19 protein-coding genes, 1 tRNA gene and 2 pseudogenes are annotated in these 15,264 nt (G+C 62.3%); 11 read left to right on the top strand and 11 right to left on the bottom strand.

Features of this window, described 5'->3' with window-relative positions; genetic code table 11:
- Nucleotides 1–51 precede the first annotated feature (51 nt).
- The 5 genes from OEG82_RS01875 to OEG82_RS01855 all read left to right on the top strand — a co-directional run bounded on the left by OEG82_RS01875 (nt 52) and on the right by OEG82_RS01855 (nt 3,153).
- Nucleotides 52–639 (top strand): peroxidase-related enzyme, encoded by a 588-nt coding sequence (locus OEG82_RS01875; RefSeq protein WP_267610765.1) that lies wholly within the window; start codon nt 52–54, stop codon nt 637–639.
- Nucleotides 640–710: 71 nt separating this feature from the next.
- Nucleotides 711–950, top strand: coding sequence for a hypothetical protein (locus tag OEG82_RS01870; RefSeq protein ID WP_267610764.1), 240 nt, complete (start codon nt 711–713; stop codon nt 948–950).
- Nucleotides 950–1,843, top strand: coding sequence for a pyridoxal kinase PdxY (pdxY, locus tag OEG82_RS01865; protein WP_267610763.1), 894 nt, complete (start codon nt 950–952; stop codon nt 1,841–1,843). Before OEG82_RS01870 ends, pdxY begins: the two co-directional genes overlap by 1 nt.
- 120 nt (nt 1,844–1,963) lie before the next feature.
- The gene (locus tag OEG82_RS01860; protein WP_267610762.1) at nt 1,964–2,614 is read left to right on the top strand and encodes a carbonic anhydrase; all 651 of its coding nucleotides are present in this window, start codon (nt 1,964–1,966) and stop codon (nt 2,612–2,614) included.
- Nucleotides 2,615–2,733: 119 nt separating this feature from the next.
- Nucleotides 2,734–3,153, top strand: coding sequence for a nuclear transport factor 2 family protein (locus OEG82_RS01855; protein ID WP_267610761.1), 420 nt, complete (start codon nt 2,734–2,736; stop codon nt 3,151–3,153).
- Between the two features lie 83 nt (nt 3,154–3,236).
- Here OEG82_RS01855 and OEG82_RS01850 read toward each other — a convergent pair whose 3' ends face one another.
- The 3 genes from OEG82_RS01850 to OEG82_RS01840 all read right to left on the bottom strand — a co-directional run bounded on the left by OEG82_RS01850 (nt 3,237) and on the right by OEG82_RS01840 (nt 6,455).
- Entirely contained in the window at nt 3,237–4,055 is an 819-nt protein-coding gene (locus tag OEG82_RS01850; protein ID WP_267610760.1) for a lytic murein transglycosylase, read from the bottom strand.
- A gap of 243 nt (nt 4,056–4,298) precedes the next feature.
- On the bottom strand, nt 4,299–5,330 hold the full coding sequence (locus tag OEG82_RS01845; protein ID WP_267610759.1) for an aspartate-semialdehyde dehydrogenase: 1,032 nt from the start codon (nt 5,328–5,330) through the stop codon (nt 4,299–4,301).
- A 288-nt stretch (nt 5,331–5,618) separates the two neighbouring features.
- A complete protein-coding gene (locus OEG82_RS01840; RefSeq protein ID WP_267610757.1) occupies nt 5,619–6,455 on the bottom strand; it encodes a PhzF family phenazine biosynthesis protein in 837 nt (278 codons plus the stop codon).
- A gap of 118 nt (nt 6,456–6,573) precedes the next feature.
- Between OEG82_RS01840 and OEG82_RS01835 the strand changes: the two genes are divergently transcribed.
- Nucleotides 6,574–7,020: an Lrp/AsnC family transcriptional regulator gene (locus tag OEG82_RS01835; RefSeq protein WP_267610756.1), complete on the top strand. Its 447-nt coding sequence runs from the start codon at nt 6,574–6,576 to the stop codon at nt 7,018–7,020.
- 75 nt (nt 7,021–7,095) lie between these two features.
- On the opposite strand, the gene leuB is transcribed toward OEG82_RS01835, so the two are convergent.
- From leuB to OEG82_RS01810, 5 genes and pseudogenes are all read right to left on the bottom strand, one after another.
- Entirely contained in the window at nt 7,096–8,199 is a 1,104-nt protein-coding gene (leuB, locus tag OEG82_RS01830; RefSeq protein WP_267610754.1) for a 3-isopropylmalate dehydrogenase, read from the bottom strand.
- A 91-nt stretch (nt 8,200–8,290) separates the two neighbouring features.
- Nucleotides 8,291–9,503 (bottom strand): annotated as a pseudogene (locus tag OEG82_RS01825) (beta-ketoacyl-[acyl-carrier-protein] synthase family protein).
- Nucleotides 9,504–9,505: 2 nt separating this feature from the next.
- Nucleotides 9,506–9,760 (bottom strand): acyl carrier protein, encoded by a 255-nt coding sequence (locus OEG82_RS01820; protein WP_267610752.1) that lies wholly within the window; start codon nt 9,758–9,760, stop codon nt 9,506–9,508.
- 66 nt (nt 9,761–9,826) lie between these two features.
- Nucleotides 9,827–10,432 (bottom strand): 3-isopropylmalate dehydratase small subunit, encoded by a 606-nt coding sequence (leuD, locus tag OEG82_RS01815; RefSeq protein ID WP_267610751.1) that lies wholly within the window; start codon nt 10,430–10,432, stop codon nt 9,827–9,829.
- Nucleotides 10,433–10,549: 117 nt separating this feature from the next.
- The gene (locus OEG82_RS01810; protein WP_267610750.1) at nt 10,550–10,783 is read right to left on the bottom strand and encodes a hypothetical protein; all 234 of its coding nucleotides are present in this window, start codon (nt 10,781–10,783) and stop codon (nt 10,550–10,552) included.
- Between the two features lie 149 nt (nt 10,784–10,932).
- On the opposite strand from OEG82_RS01810, the gene OEG82_RS01805 reads away from it, so the two are divergent.
- The 3 genes and pseudogenes from OEG82_RS01805 to OEG82_RS01795 all read left to right on the top strand — a co-directional run bounded on the left by OEG82_RS01805 (nt 10,933) and on the right by OEG82_RS01795 (nt 13,226).
- Nucleotides 10,933–11,862, top strand: a complete 930-nt coding sequence (locus tag OEG82_RS01805) for an HpcH/HpaI aldolase/citrate lyase family protein (RefSeq protein ID WP_267610749.1) — start codon at nt 10,933–10,935, stop codon at nt 11,860–11,862.
- On the top strand, nt 11,859–12,068 hold the full coding sequence (locus tag OEG82_RS01800; RefSeq protein WP_267610748.1) for a DUF1737 domain-containing protein: 210 nt from the start codon (nt 11,859–11,861) through the stop codon (nt 12,066–12,068). The genes OEG82_RS01805 and OEG82_RS01800 overlap by 4 nt, the downstream gene beginning before the upstream one ends.
- 2 nt (nt 12,069–12,070) lie before the next feature.
- Nucleotides 12,071–13,226 (top strand): annotated as a pseudogene (locus OEG82_RS01795) (amidohydrolase).
- A 7-nt stretch (nt 13,227–13,233) separates the two neighbouring features.
- On the opposite strand, the gene OEG82_RS01790 reads toward OEG82_RS01795, so the two are convergent.
- Together OEG82_RS01790 and OEG82_RS01785 are read right to left on the bottom strand one after the other, a co-directional pair.
- Nucleotides 13,234–13,656: a metallopeptidase family protein gene (locus tag OEG82_RS01790; RefSeq protein WP_267610747.1), complete on the bottom strand. Its 423-nt coding sequence runs from the start codon at nt 13,654–13,656 to the stop codon at nt 13,234–13,236.
- A gap of 98 nt (nt 13,657–13,754) precedes the next feature.
- Nucleotides 13,755–14,189 carry a potassium channel family protein gene (locus OEG82_RS01785; RefSeq protein WP_267610746.1) on the bottom strand — a complete coding sequence of 145 codons (435 nt, stop codon included), beginning with the start codon at nt 14,187–14,189 and terminating at the stop codon, nt 13,755–13,757.
- Here OEG82_RS01785 and OEG82_RS01780 point away from each other — a divergent pair.
- Nucleotides 14,173–14,361, top strand: a complete 189-nt coding sequence (locus OEG82_RS01780) for a hypothetical protein (protein WP_267610745.1) — start codon at nt 14,173–14,175, stop codon at nt 14,359–14,361. The two genes, OEG82_RS01785 and OEG82_RS01780, sit on opposite strands and share 17 nt — an antisense overlap.
- A 34-nt stretch (nt 14,362–14,395) precedes the next feature.
- On the opposite strand, the gene OEG82_RS01775 is transcribed toward OEG82_RS01780, so the two are convergent.
- Nucleotides 14,396–14,470: transfer RNA gene (locus OEG82_RS01775), tRNA-Gly, on the bottom strand.
- A 287-nt stretch (nt 14,471–14,757) separates the two neighbouring features.
- On the opposite strand from OEG82_RS01775, the gene OEG82_RS01770 reads away from it, so the two are divergent.
- Nucleotides 14,758–15,255: a prolyl-tRNA synthetase associated domain-containing protein gene (locus OEG82_RS01770; RefSeq protein ID WP_267614822.1), complete on the top strand. Its 498-nt coding sequence runs from the start codon at nt 14,758–14,760 to the stop codon at nt 15,253–15,255.
- Nucleotides 15,256–15,264 lie beyond the last annotated feature (9 nt).

The raw sequence follows: 15,264 nt of genomic DNA, 5'->3' as shown, positions 1-15,264 counted from the left end.
AGAAGTATCAGGCAATGCGAGATGAAACGCGAAACGGTTGGGAGACGAATCATGAAAATGGCGGATGAAAACGCGCCGGAAGCCGCAACCGCGCTGGAATTGGCGCCGGAATCGCCCTTGAGCCCGGTGATGGAGGCCTATTTCGCCAAATGTGACGAAAAACTGGGCATGGTGCCGAATGTGCTCAAGGCCTATGCATTCAACAATGACAAGCTCGAGGCCTTTGTTGCGTTCTACAATGATCTGATGCTCGGCGCCTCCAATCTGAGCAAGCTCGACCGCGAGCTGATCGCGGTCGCGGTGTCCTCGATCAACAGCTGCTATTACTGCCTGACCGCGCATGGCGCAGCCGTGCGGCAGCTGTCGGGCGATCCGGCGCTGGGCGAGCAGATGGTGATGAACTACCGGGTTGCGGATCTTGAGCCGCGCCAGCGCGCGATGATCGATTTTGCCGTGCTGGTCACCGAGGACCCGGCGCGCGTGGTCGAGGCGGATCGCCAGCGGTTGCGCGATGCGGGATTTTCCGACCGGGACATCTGGGACATCTCCGCGGTGACTTCGTTTTTCAACATGACCAACCGGATGGCATCGGCAACTGACATGCGGCCAAATCCGGAGTATCACGGCCTTGCACGTTGAGCCGGATATGCGGACAATGAACGCCAGACTGTTTTGCTGACCTGCGATGCCAGGCAGCCGGGAGCCAGCTCATGAAAGACGATGAAATTGTCCGCAAGGCGAAGCGCGACCTCGACCGGCTTGGCCGGGACGGCGGGCTCTCGGCGACGCCGGTGCTGAAGTCGGCGGCCGGTGGCCTGCGCGACCATTTCGCCGCCGAGGATGCAGACAAGAGCGACAGGATCGAGCTCTGGGGCACGCGGATTGCCCGCGGGCTGGCGCTGGCAGCCTTTGTCGGGCTGTTGTGGTTTCTGGTCGGGCAGTTTCTGTGATGACGCCGGACAGCCAGCGCAATTCGGATATCCGCCCCTCGGTGATCGTAATCTCGAGCCATGTCGTGCGTGGCTCGGTCGGCAACCGGGCGGCGGTGTTCGCGCTGGAAACGCTCGGCTTTCCGGTCTGGGCGGTTCCGACGGTGACGCTGCCCTGGCATCCGGGCCATTCCCGCGCCACCCGGATCGTGCCGGCGGCTGACGATTTCACCGCGCTGATCGATGATCTGTGCGGCGCGCCCTGGCTGGGCGAGGTGGGCGCTGTGCTCAGCGGCTATCTCGGCGATGTCGGGCAGGCGGCAGACGTGGCGCGGCTTGTCGGCGCCGTGCGGAAGGTCAATCCGGAGGCGCTGTATCTGTGTGACCCGGTGATCGGCGACACCGGCGGGCTTTACGTGCCCGAGCCGGTGGCCGCGGCGATCGCATCGAAGCTCATCCCGATCGCCGATATCGCCACGCCAAATGTGCACGAACTCGGCTGGCTGTCCGGCGCGCCGATCGCCGATTCGAAATCGCTGATTGCTGCGGCGGAAACGCTGGGGCCGGCGCGCGTGCTGGTGACATCGGCAATCGCGATGATGGCCGGCAGCACCGGCAACATGCTGTTCAGCGGCAGCCAGACGATGATGGCCGAACACAGGCTCATTCCCGATGCGCCCAACGGTCTGGGCGATCTGATGTCGGCCACCTTTCTGGCCCGCCTGCTGGAAGGCGTGGCCGACGAGAAGGCGCTGCAGATGGCAACCGGGGCCGTGTTCGAGATCCTGGCGCGCACCGCGCGGCGCGGCGCCGACGAGCTGACCCTGGAAACCGATGCCCAGAGCCTGCGCACGCCGATGGCGATGGTCAGCATGCGGCGGATAAGGACCACGGCGGATCGCCACAAGTCCTGAGCCAGCGGCTTGAGCAAAGTGCGCCGGCAGCGCCTCGCGCATGCGGAATTTGCGGCCGGTGAGCGCCTCACAGTCAAAGGTTGATTGATCTTCGCGGCTCAGCCGTTTATGTGCGAGGGCATGTCGACATTCCCGACCCGCCTTATTGAAGGCTACCAGACATTCATGAGCGGCCGCTATCTGGCCGAGAAGAACCGTTATCGCCAGTTGGCCGAGACCGGTCAGGAACCCCATACCATGGTGATTGCCTGCTGCGATTCCCGCAGCGCGCCCGAAACCGTGTTCGATTGTGGTCCCGGCGAGATGTTCGTGGTGCGCAACGTCGCCAATCTGGTGCCGCCCTATCAGCCCGACGACAATCTCCATGCCACATCGGCAGCGCTTGAATTCGCGGTGCAATCGCTCAAGATCCGCCAGATCGTGGTGATGGGCCATGGCCGCTGCGGCGGCATCAAGGCGGCGCTCGATCCGGATGCAACGCCGCTGTCTCCGGGCGATTTCATCGGCCATTGGGTGCGGCTGCTCAAACCGGCGGCCCAGCAGATCCAGGACAGTCAGCTCCTGACCAGCGGGGAGCGCCAGATCGCGCTCGAGCGGATCTCGATCCGCAACTCGATTGCCAATCTGCGGACCTTTCCCTGCGTCAAGATCCTCGAGGAACGCGGCAAGCTGCAGATCCACGGTGCCTGGTTCGATATTTCGACCGGCGAATTGTGGGTGATGGATACCCAAAGCGGTGATTTTTACAGGCCCGAACTGCCGCTCGCTTGACATGGCGGCCTGTTCTCCGGTTCCATGTGCCCGGTGCAGTCCTGGCCTGACCGATCGCATTGCGTGATCTTTCAGGCAGGCTGCAGGCGCGGTGTGCGCGCATTTGGGGAGGACGGAAGATGTGGCTTCGATCAGTCATTGCAGCACTGGTTCTGGGGCTGCTGCTGCCTGTGTCGGCAGCGTCGGCGCAGAGCGCCCTGCTTGATCGGTGGTACACGGCGCTTTTCGATGTCAATCGCATCGCCATTGCCGATCTGCTGGCCGATGATGCGGTGATCACGCTGGAGGATCTCGGGGTCACCCAGACCAAGTCCGAATTCATCGAGGCGCTGGACGAGTGGGAAGATATCGTCAAGACCGCTGATCTTGCCTGGCAGCTCGAGGAAGACCGTCCGGCTGACCAGACATCCGCGTCCGTGCTGGTCTGCTACCAGTTTCCTGACAATGCCATGCTGATACGCGAAAGCTTCGAATTTCGCGGCACCAAGATCGTCAGCAGCGTTCAGACGACCGTTGCCGATGATTGCGAGGAGTTCTGACGCTTCCGGCGTGCCGAGAAAGCGCGTTGGCCGGGAACCCGCACGATAGCGCGGTTCCGGGCGCCCGGCCTGATTGCGCGGGGTCAGCCGTCGATTTCGGCGCCGATCTTGGCAATCGCCTTCTGGTAGACCCCCGCCGCGTTCCAGCCCTGGATCGCCCGGTAATTGGTCTGGCCCGGCTGATAGCCGCCGCCCCGGCTCCAGCCATGGCCCTGAAGGAAATTCGCGGTCGAGGCCAGCGCGTCGGCCGATGATCCCAGATTGATGCTGCCATTGCGGTCGCCGTCGGCGCCAAAGCGCGCCACATTGCCGGGCAGGAACTGGGTCTGGCCGATTTCACCATGGGCAGCGCCCTTGAAATCCGGTGAAATCCAGCCTTTCTGGATCAGCTGCAGCAGCGAGTAGAGCTGTTCGGTGAAAAAGGCAGAGCGTCTGCAATCATAGGCGAGCGTGGCAACGGCTGAGACCGTGTGCTGGTTGCCGGTGAAGGACCCGAAGCCCGATTCCATGCCCCATATCGCGATCAGCGGACCGGCGGGCACGCCATATTTCTTCTCGATGGCGTCAAACATGCCGGCGTTCTGCTTCTTCAGCCGCTTGCCCTTGGAAATGATGGTGGCCGCGCCGCGCTTCTGCATGAACTGATCGAAGGAGAGCTTGAAGCTCTTCTGGTTGCGGTCGGCCGAAATCGTCTTGGTGGCGTAACGCGCATTCTTGAACGCCCGGTCAAGCGTGTTCTGGCTGATGCCGGCGCCGCTGGCTTCCTTCTTGAACTGCTCGACCCAGCTGCCAAAACCGCTGGATGTATTGCCGCATTGGGCTGCCTGCGCCGGGCCGCTGATGCCGATGGCGATCAGTGCCGCAAATCCCCATGCTGTCAGTCCTTGAGTGCTGCGCTTCATGTTATCCAACCCTTGCATGTGTAACCGGTTCGGGCCGGACTTTGCCAGCGATCTCGCCGGAAAGTCACGCTTCCGATGATGATGTGAACCCCTCACCGGGGCGAAATCCGCCGGCCTTGCTCGGCCGTGCGGGCCCTGCGCGCCAGGATTGCCTTGCGGTGCCGGGCGGCCCGTAGGGCCCAATGAACCGGCCCCGCCACCGGTTCGGATGGCGGGGCCTTGAGCCGATGCAGCGTCTGCGGTTCAGGCAGCCAGGCGCGGCGTGATCAGGCGGCGATTGACCAGGAGTTCGGCGATCTGGATGGTGTTGAGGGCAGCACCCTTGCGCAGATTGTCCGAGACCACCCAGATGTTGAGGCCGTTTTCAACGGTGGCGTCCTCGCGGATGCGGGAGATGAAGGTCGCGTCTTCGCCTGCACATTCATAAGGGGTGATGTAGCCACCGTCCTCATGCTTGTCGATGACCTGGCAACCCGGCGCATCACGCAGGATGTCGCGGGCCTCTTCCGGGCTGATCTCGTTTTCGAACTCGATATTGACCGATTCCGAGTGACCGATGAACACCGGCACGCGCACGGCGGTGCAGGTGACCTTGATCTTCGGATCGAGCATCTTCTTGGTTTCGGCCAGCACCTTCCATTCTTCCTTGGTGTAGCCGTCTTCCATGAAGTCATCGATATGCGGGATGACGTTGAAGGCGATGCGCTTGGTGAATTTGTGGGTGGCGATCGAGTCGGCCACGAAAACCGCACGGGTCTGGTTGAACAGCTCGTCCATGCCGTCCTTGCCGGCGCCGGAAACCGACTGGTAGGTCGAGATCACCAGGCGCTTGATCTTGGCATGGTCATGCAGCGGCTTGAGCGCGACGACCAGCTGGGCGGTCGAGCAATTCGGATTGGCGATGATGTTGCGCTTGGTATAGCCGGAAATCGCGTCCGGGTTCACTTCCGGCACGATCAGCGGCACATCGGCGTCGTAGCGCCAGGCCGAGGAATTGTCGATGACGATGCAGCCCTGCGCGGCGATCTTGGGGGACCATGTCTTGCTGATCGAGCCGCCGGCCGACATCAGGCAGAGATCGGTGCCGGTGAAATCATAGTTTTCGAGATTCTTGACCTTCAGGGTCTTGTCGCCGAAAGACACTTCGGTGCCCACCGAGCGGCTGGAGGCGAGCGCCACGACTTCGCTGACAGGAAAGGCGCGCTCCGACAAGATGTTGAGCATTTCGCGGCCGACATTGCCTGTCGCACCGACAATTGCGATTTTGAAACCCATGGTTCCCGTGCTCCTCTCTCCCCTTGTTAGCGGTCAAGCGCCACTCTTCCCGCCCCGGGGAGAGTGATGGGGCGGAACGGGTCAGATCGTGGTTTTGGTTTTGATCGTGGTGCGCATGGTGGCGGTGTTTTGATGCAAGTGCTGCAAAATGTCAATTCCACCCCGTCCCGAGTTTTCGACCGCCAGCCGGCGTCTGACCGCATGGCGGCATCCGCTGCCTCAGGCACGGCAAGGACGGGCGGGCCCAGCGGCGGTACCGGCCGGGCCCAACCAAGCGCGGATCAGGGATCAGGCGATGTCGCGGGTGGCGCCCGAAACCCGGATCGAGCTGCCGGGTTCGTCTTCAAAGCGGGCTTCGATAACGGATCTTGCCCCCATGTCCTCGCCCTGGATTATGTGGATCCGGTTGCCATGCGCCCAGCCGAGATCGCGCAGATAGCCGGCAAAGGCGGCCGCTGCCGCACCCGTGGCCGGGTCCTCGAGAACGCCGCCGGAGGCAAAGGCATTGCGCACGTCAAATTCGGTGGTGCCGCGCGCATGAACCAGCATGATGGTGACAAGGCCATGGTCCCGCATCAGCGCCCGCCCGGCATCGAGATCATAGCTCATGGCGGCAAGGTCGCTGCGATGCTTCAGCGCCAGCACCAGATGATCGGCGCCACCGTGAATCTTAGCCGGCGGCAGCGCCGGATCAAGCTGGTCCGGGCGGTAACCGAACAGGGCGAGCGCCTTGTCGACCAGCTCTGTCCGGGCGGCGGCGCTGCGGGTGGGCGGCGATTGCAGCGCAGAGCTGTACCCCTCGCCCGAGGCGCTGGCCTCGACGGTGATGCCGGCATCGTTGAGCTGCAGCGTGAACTGGCCGGGGCCGGCGTGTCTTGCCAGAGCCGCCCCCAGCGCGATGGTTGCGTGGCCGCAGAAGGGCACTTCCGATTCTGGCGAGAAATAACGGACCCGCCATTTGCCGGTATCGCCATCGGGGACGGCGAAGGCGGTTTCGGAATAGCCGACCTCCGCGGCGATGCGGCGCATGTCGGCTTCAGCCGGAAAGCGTTCCGCGAGCACGATTCCGGCCGGATTTCCGCCCCGGCCGCCATCGGCAAATGCAGCGATTCTCTGAACGTTCATGAGGGTGTCCTTTCCAATGCAAATCTGGCCGGAGCATAGAAAATTTGCGGAAGTCTGGCTTTGGATTTATAAAGGCTGAATAGACATAATACCTTATCAAACGCGGGGATTGTCGAACATGGCCTCAAATATCAAGATGGATGACAAGGATCGCCTGATTGTAAGGCTGTTGAGCAATGATGCGCGCATGCCGGTGAGCGAATTGTCCAGGCAGGTCGGGCTCTCGGGCCCATCGACGAGCGAACGGATCCGTCGGATGGAAGCGGGCGGGATCATCTCCCGCTTTACCGTCGATCTCGATCTCACCGCTCTGGGCTACCCGTTGCAGGCCATCGTCCGGATCAAGCCGCGCCCGGGCAACATGCATATTGTCGAGGACATGATCCTCAACGAACCGGGTTTTCTCGACTGCGACAAGGTGACTGGCGAGGACTGCTTTGTCACACGGCTGGCGCTGCGCTCGATTGCCGATCTCGATCCAGTGCTGCTGCCGTTTCACGACAAGGCCGAAACCAACACGGCGATCATCAAATCCTCGCCTTTGCGTGGCCGCATGCCGGTCTGACTGGCGCATGAAAAACCCGGGCCAGCGTGATGCAGGCCCGGGTTCAAGATGCGCGGATGTTGCGACAGAAAAGCCTCAGCTGGCGTAGGCTGCGACAATGGCGTCGCCCATTTCAGCCGTGGTGATCTGCTGGCAGCCATCGGACATGATGTCGCCGGTGCGCAGGCCCTTGTCGAGCACGGTGGCGATTGCGGCTTCGAGACGGTCAGCCTCGGCCACCATGTTGAAGGAATAACGCAGGCACATGGCGAATGACGCGATCATGGCGATCGGGTTGGCGATGCCCTGGCCGGCAATGTCGGGCGCCGAGCCGTGCACCGGCTCATAGAGCGCCTTGCGCTTGCCGGTCTTGGGATCGGGCGCGCCGAGCGAGGCCGATGGCAGCATGCCGAGCGATCCGGTCAGCATTGCCGCGATATCGGACAGCATGTCGCCGAACAGATTGTCGGTGACGATGACGTCGAACTGCTTGGGCCAGCGCACCAGCTGCATGCCGCCGGCATCGGCCAGCATGTGGCTGAGTTTGACGTCGGAGAAGCGGGCCTTGTGGGTGGCGGTGACCACTTCGTTCCACAACACGCCGGATTTCATCACATTGCGCTTTTCCATCGAGCAGACTTCGTTGCGGCGGGTGCGCGCCAGTTCGAAGGCGACGGCGGAAATGCGCTCGATCTCGTAGGTGTCATAGACCTGGGTGTCGATGCCGCGCTTCTGGCCATTGCCGAGATCGATGATTTCCTTGGGTTCGCCGAAATAGACGCCGCCGGTGAGTTCGCGCACGATCAGGATGTCGAGGCCTTCGACGATGTTCTGCTTCAGCGACGATGAATTCGCCAGCGCCGGGTAGCAGATTGCGGGCCGCAGATTGGCGAACAGCTCCATGTCCTTGCGCAGGCGCAGCAGCCCGGCCTCTGGGCGCACCTCATAGGGAACGGCGTCCCATTTCGGGCCGCCAACGGCGCCGAACAGCACTGCGTCGGCAGCCATGGCCTTGTCCATGTCGGCGTCGGAAATCGCCTGGCCGTGGGCATCATAGGCACAGCCGCCGACAAGGCCTTCATCGGTCGAGAAGCCGGCGGATTCCTTTTCGTTCATGACCGCGATGACTTTGTGGACTTCGGCCATGGCTTCCGGGCCAATGCCATCGCCTGGGAGCAGAAAAAGCGAACGTGACGTCATGGATCATGCCTTTCGATGTAGAGAGCCGCCCTGTCAGCGGGCCAAGCAGATGGATCCGGCGAGGCTGACTCGGCGGACCGGTTTTTGGGTCCTAGACTTTCTTCACCGCAATCACCGCATTGGTGCCGCCGAATGCGAATGCATTCGACATGGCGATGGTGACCTTTCTGTCGCGCGCCACATTCGGCGTCACGTCAAGGTCACACAGCGGGTCAGGACTGGTGAAATTGATGGTTGGCGGAATCACGTCCTTGCGCACCGCATTGACGCAGGCAATCAGCTCGATGGCGCTCGAGGCGCCAAGGCAATGACCGTGCATGGATTTGGTCGAGGAGATCGAAACCGTGTCGGCGGCAGCGCCGAAGACCTCGCGGATGACGCGGGTTTCGGTCTGGTCATTGGCCTGGGTGGCGGTGCCATGGGCGTTGATGTAATCGACCTGATTGGCGGAAATGCCGGCATCGGCCAGGCAGTTGCGCATCGCCGTTGCAGGCCCCTCAACCGTCGGGTTGACGATGTCGGAGGCATCTCCGGACATGCCGACGCCGATGATCTCGGCCAGAATGTTGGCGCCGCGGGCCTTGGCGTGTTCGTAGGATTCGAGAACCGCCATGGCTGCGCCGTCGCCCAGCACCAGCCCGTCGCGATCGGCTGAGAACGGCCGGCAGGCGGAGCGGGCAAGAACCCGGAGCGATTCCCAGTGCTTTCAGCGGTCCATAGACGAGAGCCAGTTCCGCGCCGCCGGCGAGTATCATATCGGCACGGCCGAGGCGGATCTGGTCGACGGCGGAAATGAAGGCGTGATTGCCCGAGGCACAGGCCGATGACACGCCGAACACCGGGCCCTGCAGCCCGATATCGATCGAGACATGGCCGGACGGCCCGCTCGGCATCACCCGTGGGACGGTGAAGATATGGGCGCGCTTCTTCTTCTCGAGGAAGATATCGACATAGCTCTGGTCGACGGCATCGGTTCCGAAGATGCCGACCCCGACCACGGCGCCCGACCGCTGCGGATCGAATTCGCCCGCCGCCAGACCGGCATCGCGCATCGCCTCGCGTGCGGCAATCACCGCCATGCGGCTGATGCCGCTCATGGTCAGGCCGTGGCGCTTGTCGATTCCGTCATCTTCGGGATAGCCGGTGACGGCGCAGCCGACGCCGACCTTGAGGTCGCGGGCTTCGAAGACAAGCGGCTTGCAGCCGTCGCGGCCTTCTTTCATGCCTGTCCAGATGTCATCGGCATTGCCGCCGAGAGCGCAGATCCCGCCCATGCCGGTGATGACGACCCGCCGCTGGTCCATGGTCAATGCTGTTCCGCGACGAGTTTTTTGACCATGTTGACGATATCGCCCACGGTCTTGAGCGATTCCCACGCTTCGGCCGTGTTGAGGTCGATCTCGATGTCGTGTTCATCCTCGATGTCCATGACGATCTCGGTCAGGACCAGCGAGTCAATATCGAGTTCCGCCAGTTCGGTCTCGCTGGTGATCACGCCGGGTTCGATATCTCCCGCAGAAGCAATCAGCGCGATGATCGAAGCTTCGATATCGTTGGCCATGGATTTTCCCCTCAACTCATCTGTCCGCAGTGACAGACCAGATTCCGGCTTACTTGTGTTTAACGCTCAAAGCCATGGACGGTTGTCTGCTGCTTTGGTCTCGTAACCATCGATGGCGCTGGCCTTCTCGAGAGTCAACGCGATATCGTCGAGGCCGTTGAGCATGCAGTGCTTTTTGAAGGAATCGATGTCGAAGCTGATCACGCCGCCGTCCGGGCCGCGGATTTCCTGCTGTTCGAGGTCGATGGACACGGTCGCATTGGCGCCGCGGCTGGCGTCATCCATCAGCTTGTCGAGATTTTCCTGGCTGACAACGATCGGCAGAATGCCGTTCTTGAAGCAGTTGTTGTAGAAAATGTCGGCGAAACTGGTCGAAATGACGCAGCGGATGCCGAAGTCGAGCAGCGCCCAGGGGGCGTGTTCGCGCGAGGAGCCGCATCCGAAATTGTCGCCCGCGACCAGGATGGAGGCATTGCGCCAGGCGGCCTTGTTGAGCACGAAGTCCGGATTTTCGGTTCCGTCCTCATTGTAGCGCGCTTCGGCGAACAGGCCCTGGCCCAGGCCGGTGCGCTTGATGGTCTTGAGATAATCCTTGGGGATGATCATGTCGGTGTCGATATTGACGACCGGAAGAGGTGCGGCAACGCCGGTGAGGCGGGTAAATTTTTCCATGGCTTGATGGTCCTGTCTGTCTGTGCCGCAGCATTTAACAAACAAAGCGCCAAAATAGAAGTGCCCGGTGGCGACTTCGCGACAAGATAGCGTCAGAACCGCCGCGTCAGCGGAGGTTTACATGTCGATGATGGTGCCGCGACCGTCGTTCCAGACCCGGTACTGGGCTTCAGTGCCAGGCCGGCGCGTGGTCGAAGAAGCCTTCGCCATGGCCGGCTGAAACCGTCCCGACAGCCGCGCGATGGCGATCGTGCCCGCTGCGACGACGCCCAGGACCAGCGCCAGGGCAATGCCTGCAAAAGTGGCAAGCAGCAAACCGAGGCCGGCAAAGATTGCGAGAAGATTTCTCATGACAGTGTTTCCTTGTTCCTCCCCTATTTGGGGATGGAAAGCATGCTGTTCAATAGTCAGGCCCGCGGCGGTTGCGGCGCGGCAATTGTCACGGCCGGCGCGCCCGAGCCCTCTTGCATGGCCGCCCGGTCAGGGGCAATAAACACGGCATGAACCAGACATCTTCCTCCAGGGCGATCCGCCCGCGCCGGTCCGTGCTGTATCTGCCGGCAAACAATTCCCGTGCGCTCGGCAAGTTGCAGGGCCTGGCCTGCGACAGCGTGATCTTCGATCTCGAGGATTCGGTGGTCCCCGGCGCCAAGGAGGAGGCGCGGGAGACCCTGCGGCGTTTTTTCAAGGACGGCCATGCCGCCGCCCTGCCCGAGGGAATGGAGACCGTCATCCGAATCAATCCGCTGTCGTCGCCCTGGGGCGGCGAGGATCTGCTGGCGGCACGGGGCTGCAAGCCCGATGCGATCCTGATTCCGAAGGTCGATGCGCCGGACGACATCGTCGCGGTGGAAGACGCGCTCGAGCAGACCGATGCACCGCCGAGCTTGCGGCTCTGGGCAATGATCGAAACCCCGAAAGGGGTGATGAATGCCGGCCAGATCGCCCGGACTGCGCGCACCGACGGGGCGCGGCTCGATTGTTTCATTACCGGAACCAATGACCTGATCAAGGAAACCGGCGTGGCGGCACTGCCGGGCCGGCCGTGGCTGTCGCCCTGGCTGATGCAGATCATCCTGGCTGCGCGCGCCTACGGGCTGGACGTGCTTGATGGGGTGTTCAATGATTTCAGGGACGAGCCTGGTCTGGCAGACGAATGCCGCGACGGCCAGGCGATGGGCTTTGACGGCAAGACGCTGATCCATCCCGCCCAGATCGAAACGGCCAACCGGGCGTTCGGCATCGCGCCGGAGCGGCTGGCCGAGGCCCGGAGGATTACCGAGGCGTTCGCGCTGCCGGACAACACCGATCGCGGCGTTATCAGCCTGGACGGGCGAATGGTCGAGCGGCTGCATCTGGACATGGCCGAAAGGTTGATTGAAAAGGCGGCGCGGATCGCGGCGCGGCATGATGGAGACAAAGAGACATGAAACTGTATCGTTTTCTCACCGGGCCCGATGAAGGCGCCGATTTTTGTCACAAGGTCAGCCTGGCGCTGTCCAGGGGCTGGCAGTTGCATGGCTCGCCATCACTGGCTTTCGACGCCACCACCGGCAAGGTTCTGTGCGGCCAGGCCGTCACCAAGGATGTCGACGGGGTCGATTATGATCCGGACATGAAGCTTGGAGCGCAGTGATCTTGAGTGAATTTCTGAGCCGGGCCGCGTCGGCCGAACTGGTTGCCCTGCGGCACGCGCTTCACCGCAGGCCGGAGCTTTCGGGCCAGGAGCACAACACCGCCGCGCGGATTGCGGCCGAGCTTGAACGCTGCCGCCCGGACGAGATTCTCACCGGCCTTGGCACCCATGGCGTGGCGGCTGTCTATGACAGCGGCGTCGCGGGACCCACCGTGCTGTTCCGGTGCGAGCTCGATGGCTTGCCGATCACCGAGATCTCCGGCTCCCCATGGTGCTCGGAGATCGCGGGCAAGGGCCATCTGTGCGGTCATGACGGGCATATGGCGATCCTGTGCGGGCTTGCCGCGCGGCTGGCCGAAGCACGCCCTTCCCGCGGCCGGGTGGTGCTGTTGTTCCAGCCCGCCGAGGAGACCGGCGCGGGGGCCGCGGATGTCATCGCCGATCTCGCGCTTCGAGCGTATTCGTCCGGATTTTGCCTTCGCGCTTCACAATCTTCCGGGCCTGCCGCTGGGTTCTGTCGGTGTCCGGCCCGGTCCGTTCACCTTTGCCTCGGAGGGACTGGCGATCCGGCTGTCCGGCCGCACCTCGCACGCGGCTCAGCCTGAGGCGGGGCTCAGTCCTGGGGCGGTGATGGGCAGGCTGATGGAAGCGCTTCCGGCGCTACCTGAAACGCTGGGCCACAGGCCGGGCCACTCGCTGGTGACGCTGTCGCATGCCCGGCTCGGCGAGGCAGCCTTCGGGATCGCCCCGGGCGAGGCGGACATCTGGGTGACCATCCGCGCCATCGACGACGAACTGCAGGCCGGGCTGATGGGTGAGGCGGAAGCGCTGGCGCGACGGCTGGCCGAGGCCGGCGGTCTGGGGGTCGGTTTTACCCGTCACGAGAATTTCGCCGCCGGGCACAATGATGCCGAAGCCGTCACCCGGATCGAAGCCGCAGCGTCAGCTTTGGGGGCAGACCGTATCGAGGTCGGCGATCCGTTCCGCTGGTCGGAGGATTTCGGCCGTTTCGGCAGCGTCGCCAGGACCGGGCTGTTCGTGCTGGGCTCGGGCGAGGACCATCCGCGGCTGCACAATCCCGATTTCGACTTTCCCGATGAGCTGCTCGGACCCGGCATCGCGCTGTTCGAGCATATTGCCCGCGACATCTGCGGATAGAAGGCGATCAGGGGACGGTGGCCTCTATGCGCTCGATGTCGTCATCGGAAAGACCGAAATGATGGCCGATCTCATGGATCAGCACATGGGTGATGATGTCGCCCAGGGTCTCGTTGTTTTCAGCCCAGTAATCGAGGATCGGCCTGCGGTAGAGCCAGATCCGGTTGGCCAGTTCACCGGTTTCGATGGTGAAGCGCTCGCTCAGCCCCTGGCCTTCGAACAGGCCGAGCAGGTCAAACGGGGTTTCCAGGCCCATGTCCTCGAAGATCTCGTCATCGGGAAAGTCGGCCACGATGATCGCGAGATTGCCGGTAAGCTGGTGAAAATGTGCAGGCAGATTGGCGTAGGCGCTGATTGCCAGCGATTCGAATTCGCCCAGAGAAGGCGCGTGCCGGTCCTGCCAATCGCCTGTCTGATCAATACGCGCCATACACTATCCCTTTTGCATTTGATGACCCGGCACGGTCATGACAGTTCATATAGGTGAGTTTGCCGGCGCTTTCGAGGGCTAGATATTGGGGGCAAGCGTCAGCGGCGCGGAATGTAGCGATCCGACAGGCCGCGGATGATCTCGATCAGCACCGCGGTGAACACGCCGAAGGCCAGAAGTCCGTTGACGGCGACGAAGCCTGAGAGAATGCGCCAGCCATGTTCGACCACCACATCGCCATAACCGACGGTACTGAACGAGACCATCGAGAAATAGACCGCTTCCTCCAGCGTCGGGAACACATCGAGAAAGTGAAACAGCAGCGCCCACATCCAGACACAGAGGGTGTTGGCGATCAGCACCATCACCACGGCGCTGGAAAGCAGCAGGAAGAACTGCAGGATTCCCGGGCGGTGGTCGGCGTAATTGGTCTCCGCCCGGCGCACCAGCCGGATGGTCATCAGGACAAAGGCAATCATCACCGCCGTGGAGGCCAGTATGGTCAAGGTGCCGATGATGAGTTCCGAGATCATTGGGCTGCTCCGGTCCTGGTTCACCGCAAGTGTCGGCAAATTTGCCGCCTTGGGCGTTGACCCGTATCAAACCGGCCCGGCGCGCCATCCGGCCCTAATTGGCGGTATTCAGCGGGTTGAGATGCAAAAAGCAAACAAAAACAGCGGCGGTGCTTTCGCACCGGCTGTCTGAAACCAGTTTCATGAATTTTGCAATGTCGAGAAACTGGAGCGGGCGAGGCGATTCGAACGCCCGACCCCAACCTTGGCAAGGTTGTGCTCTACCCCTGAGCTACGCCCGCTCATCATCAGACCCGTGGGTGGGTGGGCCTGCGATCCGTTCCCAATGGGCCCGGACCGGCGCTATATGGCGCAACCTGCTTTCAATTGCAACAGGGAATTTCAGCACAGATGCAACGAATTTCCGGACATGGCGATTTGCATGGCTTCGCGTTGCGCTTTGCCCGGCATTGCACTGACCGGCCCGGTTGCCTATCAAGAGGGGCAATCGGGCAGGAGACGGCGGATCGGCGGCGTCATCTTGCACCCGATCATCACCCAGCCGTCCCTTCGAGCAGAGATTGATGCCATGCCCAAAACCCGCGAAGAGCTGTTTGAGTGCCTTGATTCGCTTGGCATTTCCCATCCGACAAAAGAGCATGCGCCGGTGTTCACCGTTGCCGAATCAGTAAGCCTGCGCGACGAGATCGCCGGGGGCCACACCAAGAACCTGTTCCTCAAGGACAAGAAGGGCGCCTATTTCCTTGTCACGCTCGAGGAAAATGCCGAGGTCAATCTCAAGACTATCCACACGCTGATCGGCGCCAGCGGCCGGGTGTCGTTCGGAAAACCCGAAGCGCTGATGGAAAAGCTCGGCGTGGCGCCGGGATCGGTGACGATCTTCTGCGCGATCAACGATCCTCAGCACGAGGTGACAATCGTCATTGACGCACCGCTGCTCGACCACGACGTTGTGAACGCGCATCCGTTGCGCAATGATGCCACCACATCCATCGGTCGCGAAGACCTGTTGCGGTTTCTCAGCCATACCGGACACGAACCGCTGATCTTGAAAGTCTCGACCTGAGACACGACC

This window comes from Hoeflea ulvae (assembly GCF_026619435.1).
Lineage (GTDB): Bacteria > Pseudomonadota > Alphaproteobacteria > Rhizobiales > Rhizobiaceae > Hoeflea > Hoeflea ulvae.
This window is presented reverse-complemented; position numbering and strand designations above follow the sequence as displayed.

Coding starts and splice junctions, on each gene's coding strand:
- OEG82_RS01875 (WP_267610765.1), top strand. CDS start 52: ATGAAAATGGCGGATGAAAACGCGCCGGAAGCCGCAACCGCGCTGGAA.
- OEG82_RS01870 (WP_267610764.1), top strand. CDS start 711: ATGAAAGACGATGAAATTGTCCGCAAGGCGAAGCGCGACCTCGACCGG.
- pdxY (WP_267610763.1), top strand. CDS start 950: ATGACGCCGGACAGCCAGCGCAATTCGGATATCCGCCCCTCGGTGATC.
- OEG82_RS01860 (WP_267610762.1), top strand. CDS start 1,964: ATGTCGACATTCCCGACCCGCCTTATTGAAGGCTACCAGACATTCATG.
- OEG82_RS01855 (WP_267610761.1), top strand. CDS start 2,734: ATGTGGCTTCGATCAGTCATTGCAGCACTGGTTCTGGGGCTGCTGCTG.
- OEG82_RS01850 (WP_267610760.1), bottom strand. CDS start 4,055: ATGAAGCGCAGCACTCAAGGACTGACAGCATGGGGATTTGCGGCACTG.
- OEG82_RS01845 (WP_267610759.1), bottom strand. CDS start 5,330: ATGGGTTTCAAAATCGCAATTGTCGGTGCGACAGGCAATGTCGGCCGC.
- OEG82_RS01840 (WP_267610757.1), bottom strand. CDS start 6,455: ATGAACGTTCAGAGAATCGCTGCATTTGCCGATGGCGGCCGGGGCGGA.
- OEG82_RS01835 (WP_267610756.1), top strand. CDS start 6,574: ATGGCCTCAAATATCAAGATGGATGACAAGGATCGCCTGATTGTAAGG.
- leuB (WP_267610754.1), bottom strand. CDS start 8,199: ATGACGTCACGTTCGCTTTTTCTGCTCCCAGGCGATGGCATTGGCCCG.
- OEG82_RS01820 (WP_267610752.1), bottom strand. CDS start 9,760: ATGGCCAACGATATCGAAGCTTCGATCATCGCGCTGATTGCTTCTGCG.
- leuD (WP_267610751.1), bottom strand. CDS start 10,432: ATGGAAAAATTTACCCGCCTCACCGGCGTTGCCGCACCTCTTCCGGTC.
- OEG82_RS01810 (WP_267610750.1), bottom strand. CDS start 10,783: ATGAGAAATCTTCTCGCAATCTTTGCCGGCCTCGGTTTGCTGCTTGCC.
- OEG82_RS01805 (WP_267610749.1), top strand. CDS start 10,933: ATGAACCAGACATCTTCCTCCAGGGCGATCCGCCCGCGCCGGTCCGTG.
- OEG82_RS01800 (WP_267610748.1), top strand. CDS start 11,859: ATGAAACTGTATCGTTTTCTCACCGGGCCCGATGAAGGCGCCGATTTT.
- OEG82_RS01790 (WP_267610747.1), bottom strand. CDS start 13,656: ATGGCGCGTATTGATCAGACAGGCGATTGGCAGGACCGGCACGCGCCT.
- OEG82_RS01780 (WP_267610745.1), top strand. CDS start 14,173: ATGAGTTCCGAGATCATTGGGCTGCTCCGGTCCTGGTTCACCGCAAGT.
- OEG82_RS01785 (WP_267610746.1), bottom strand. CDS start 14,189: ATGATCTCGGAACTCATCATCGGCACCTTGACCATACTGGCCTCCACG.
- OEG82_RS01770 (WP_267614822.1), top strand. CDS start 14,758: ATGCCCAAAACCCGCGAAGAGCTGTTTGAGTGCCTTGATTCGCTTGGC.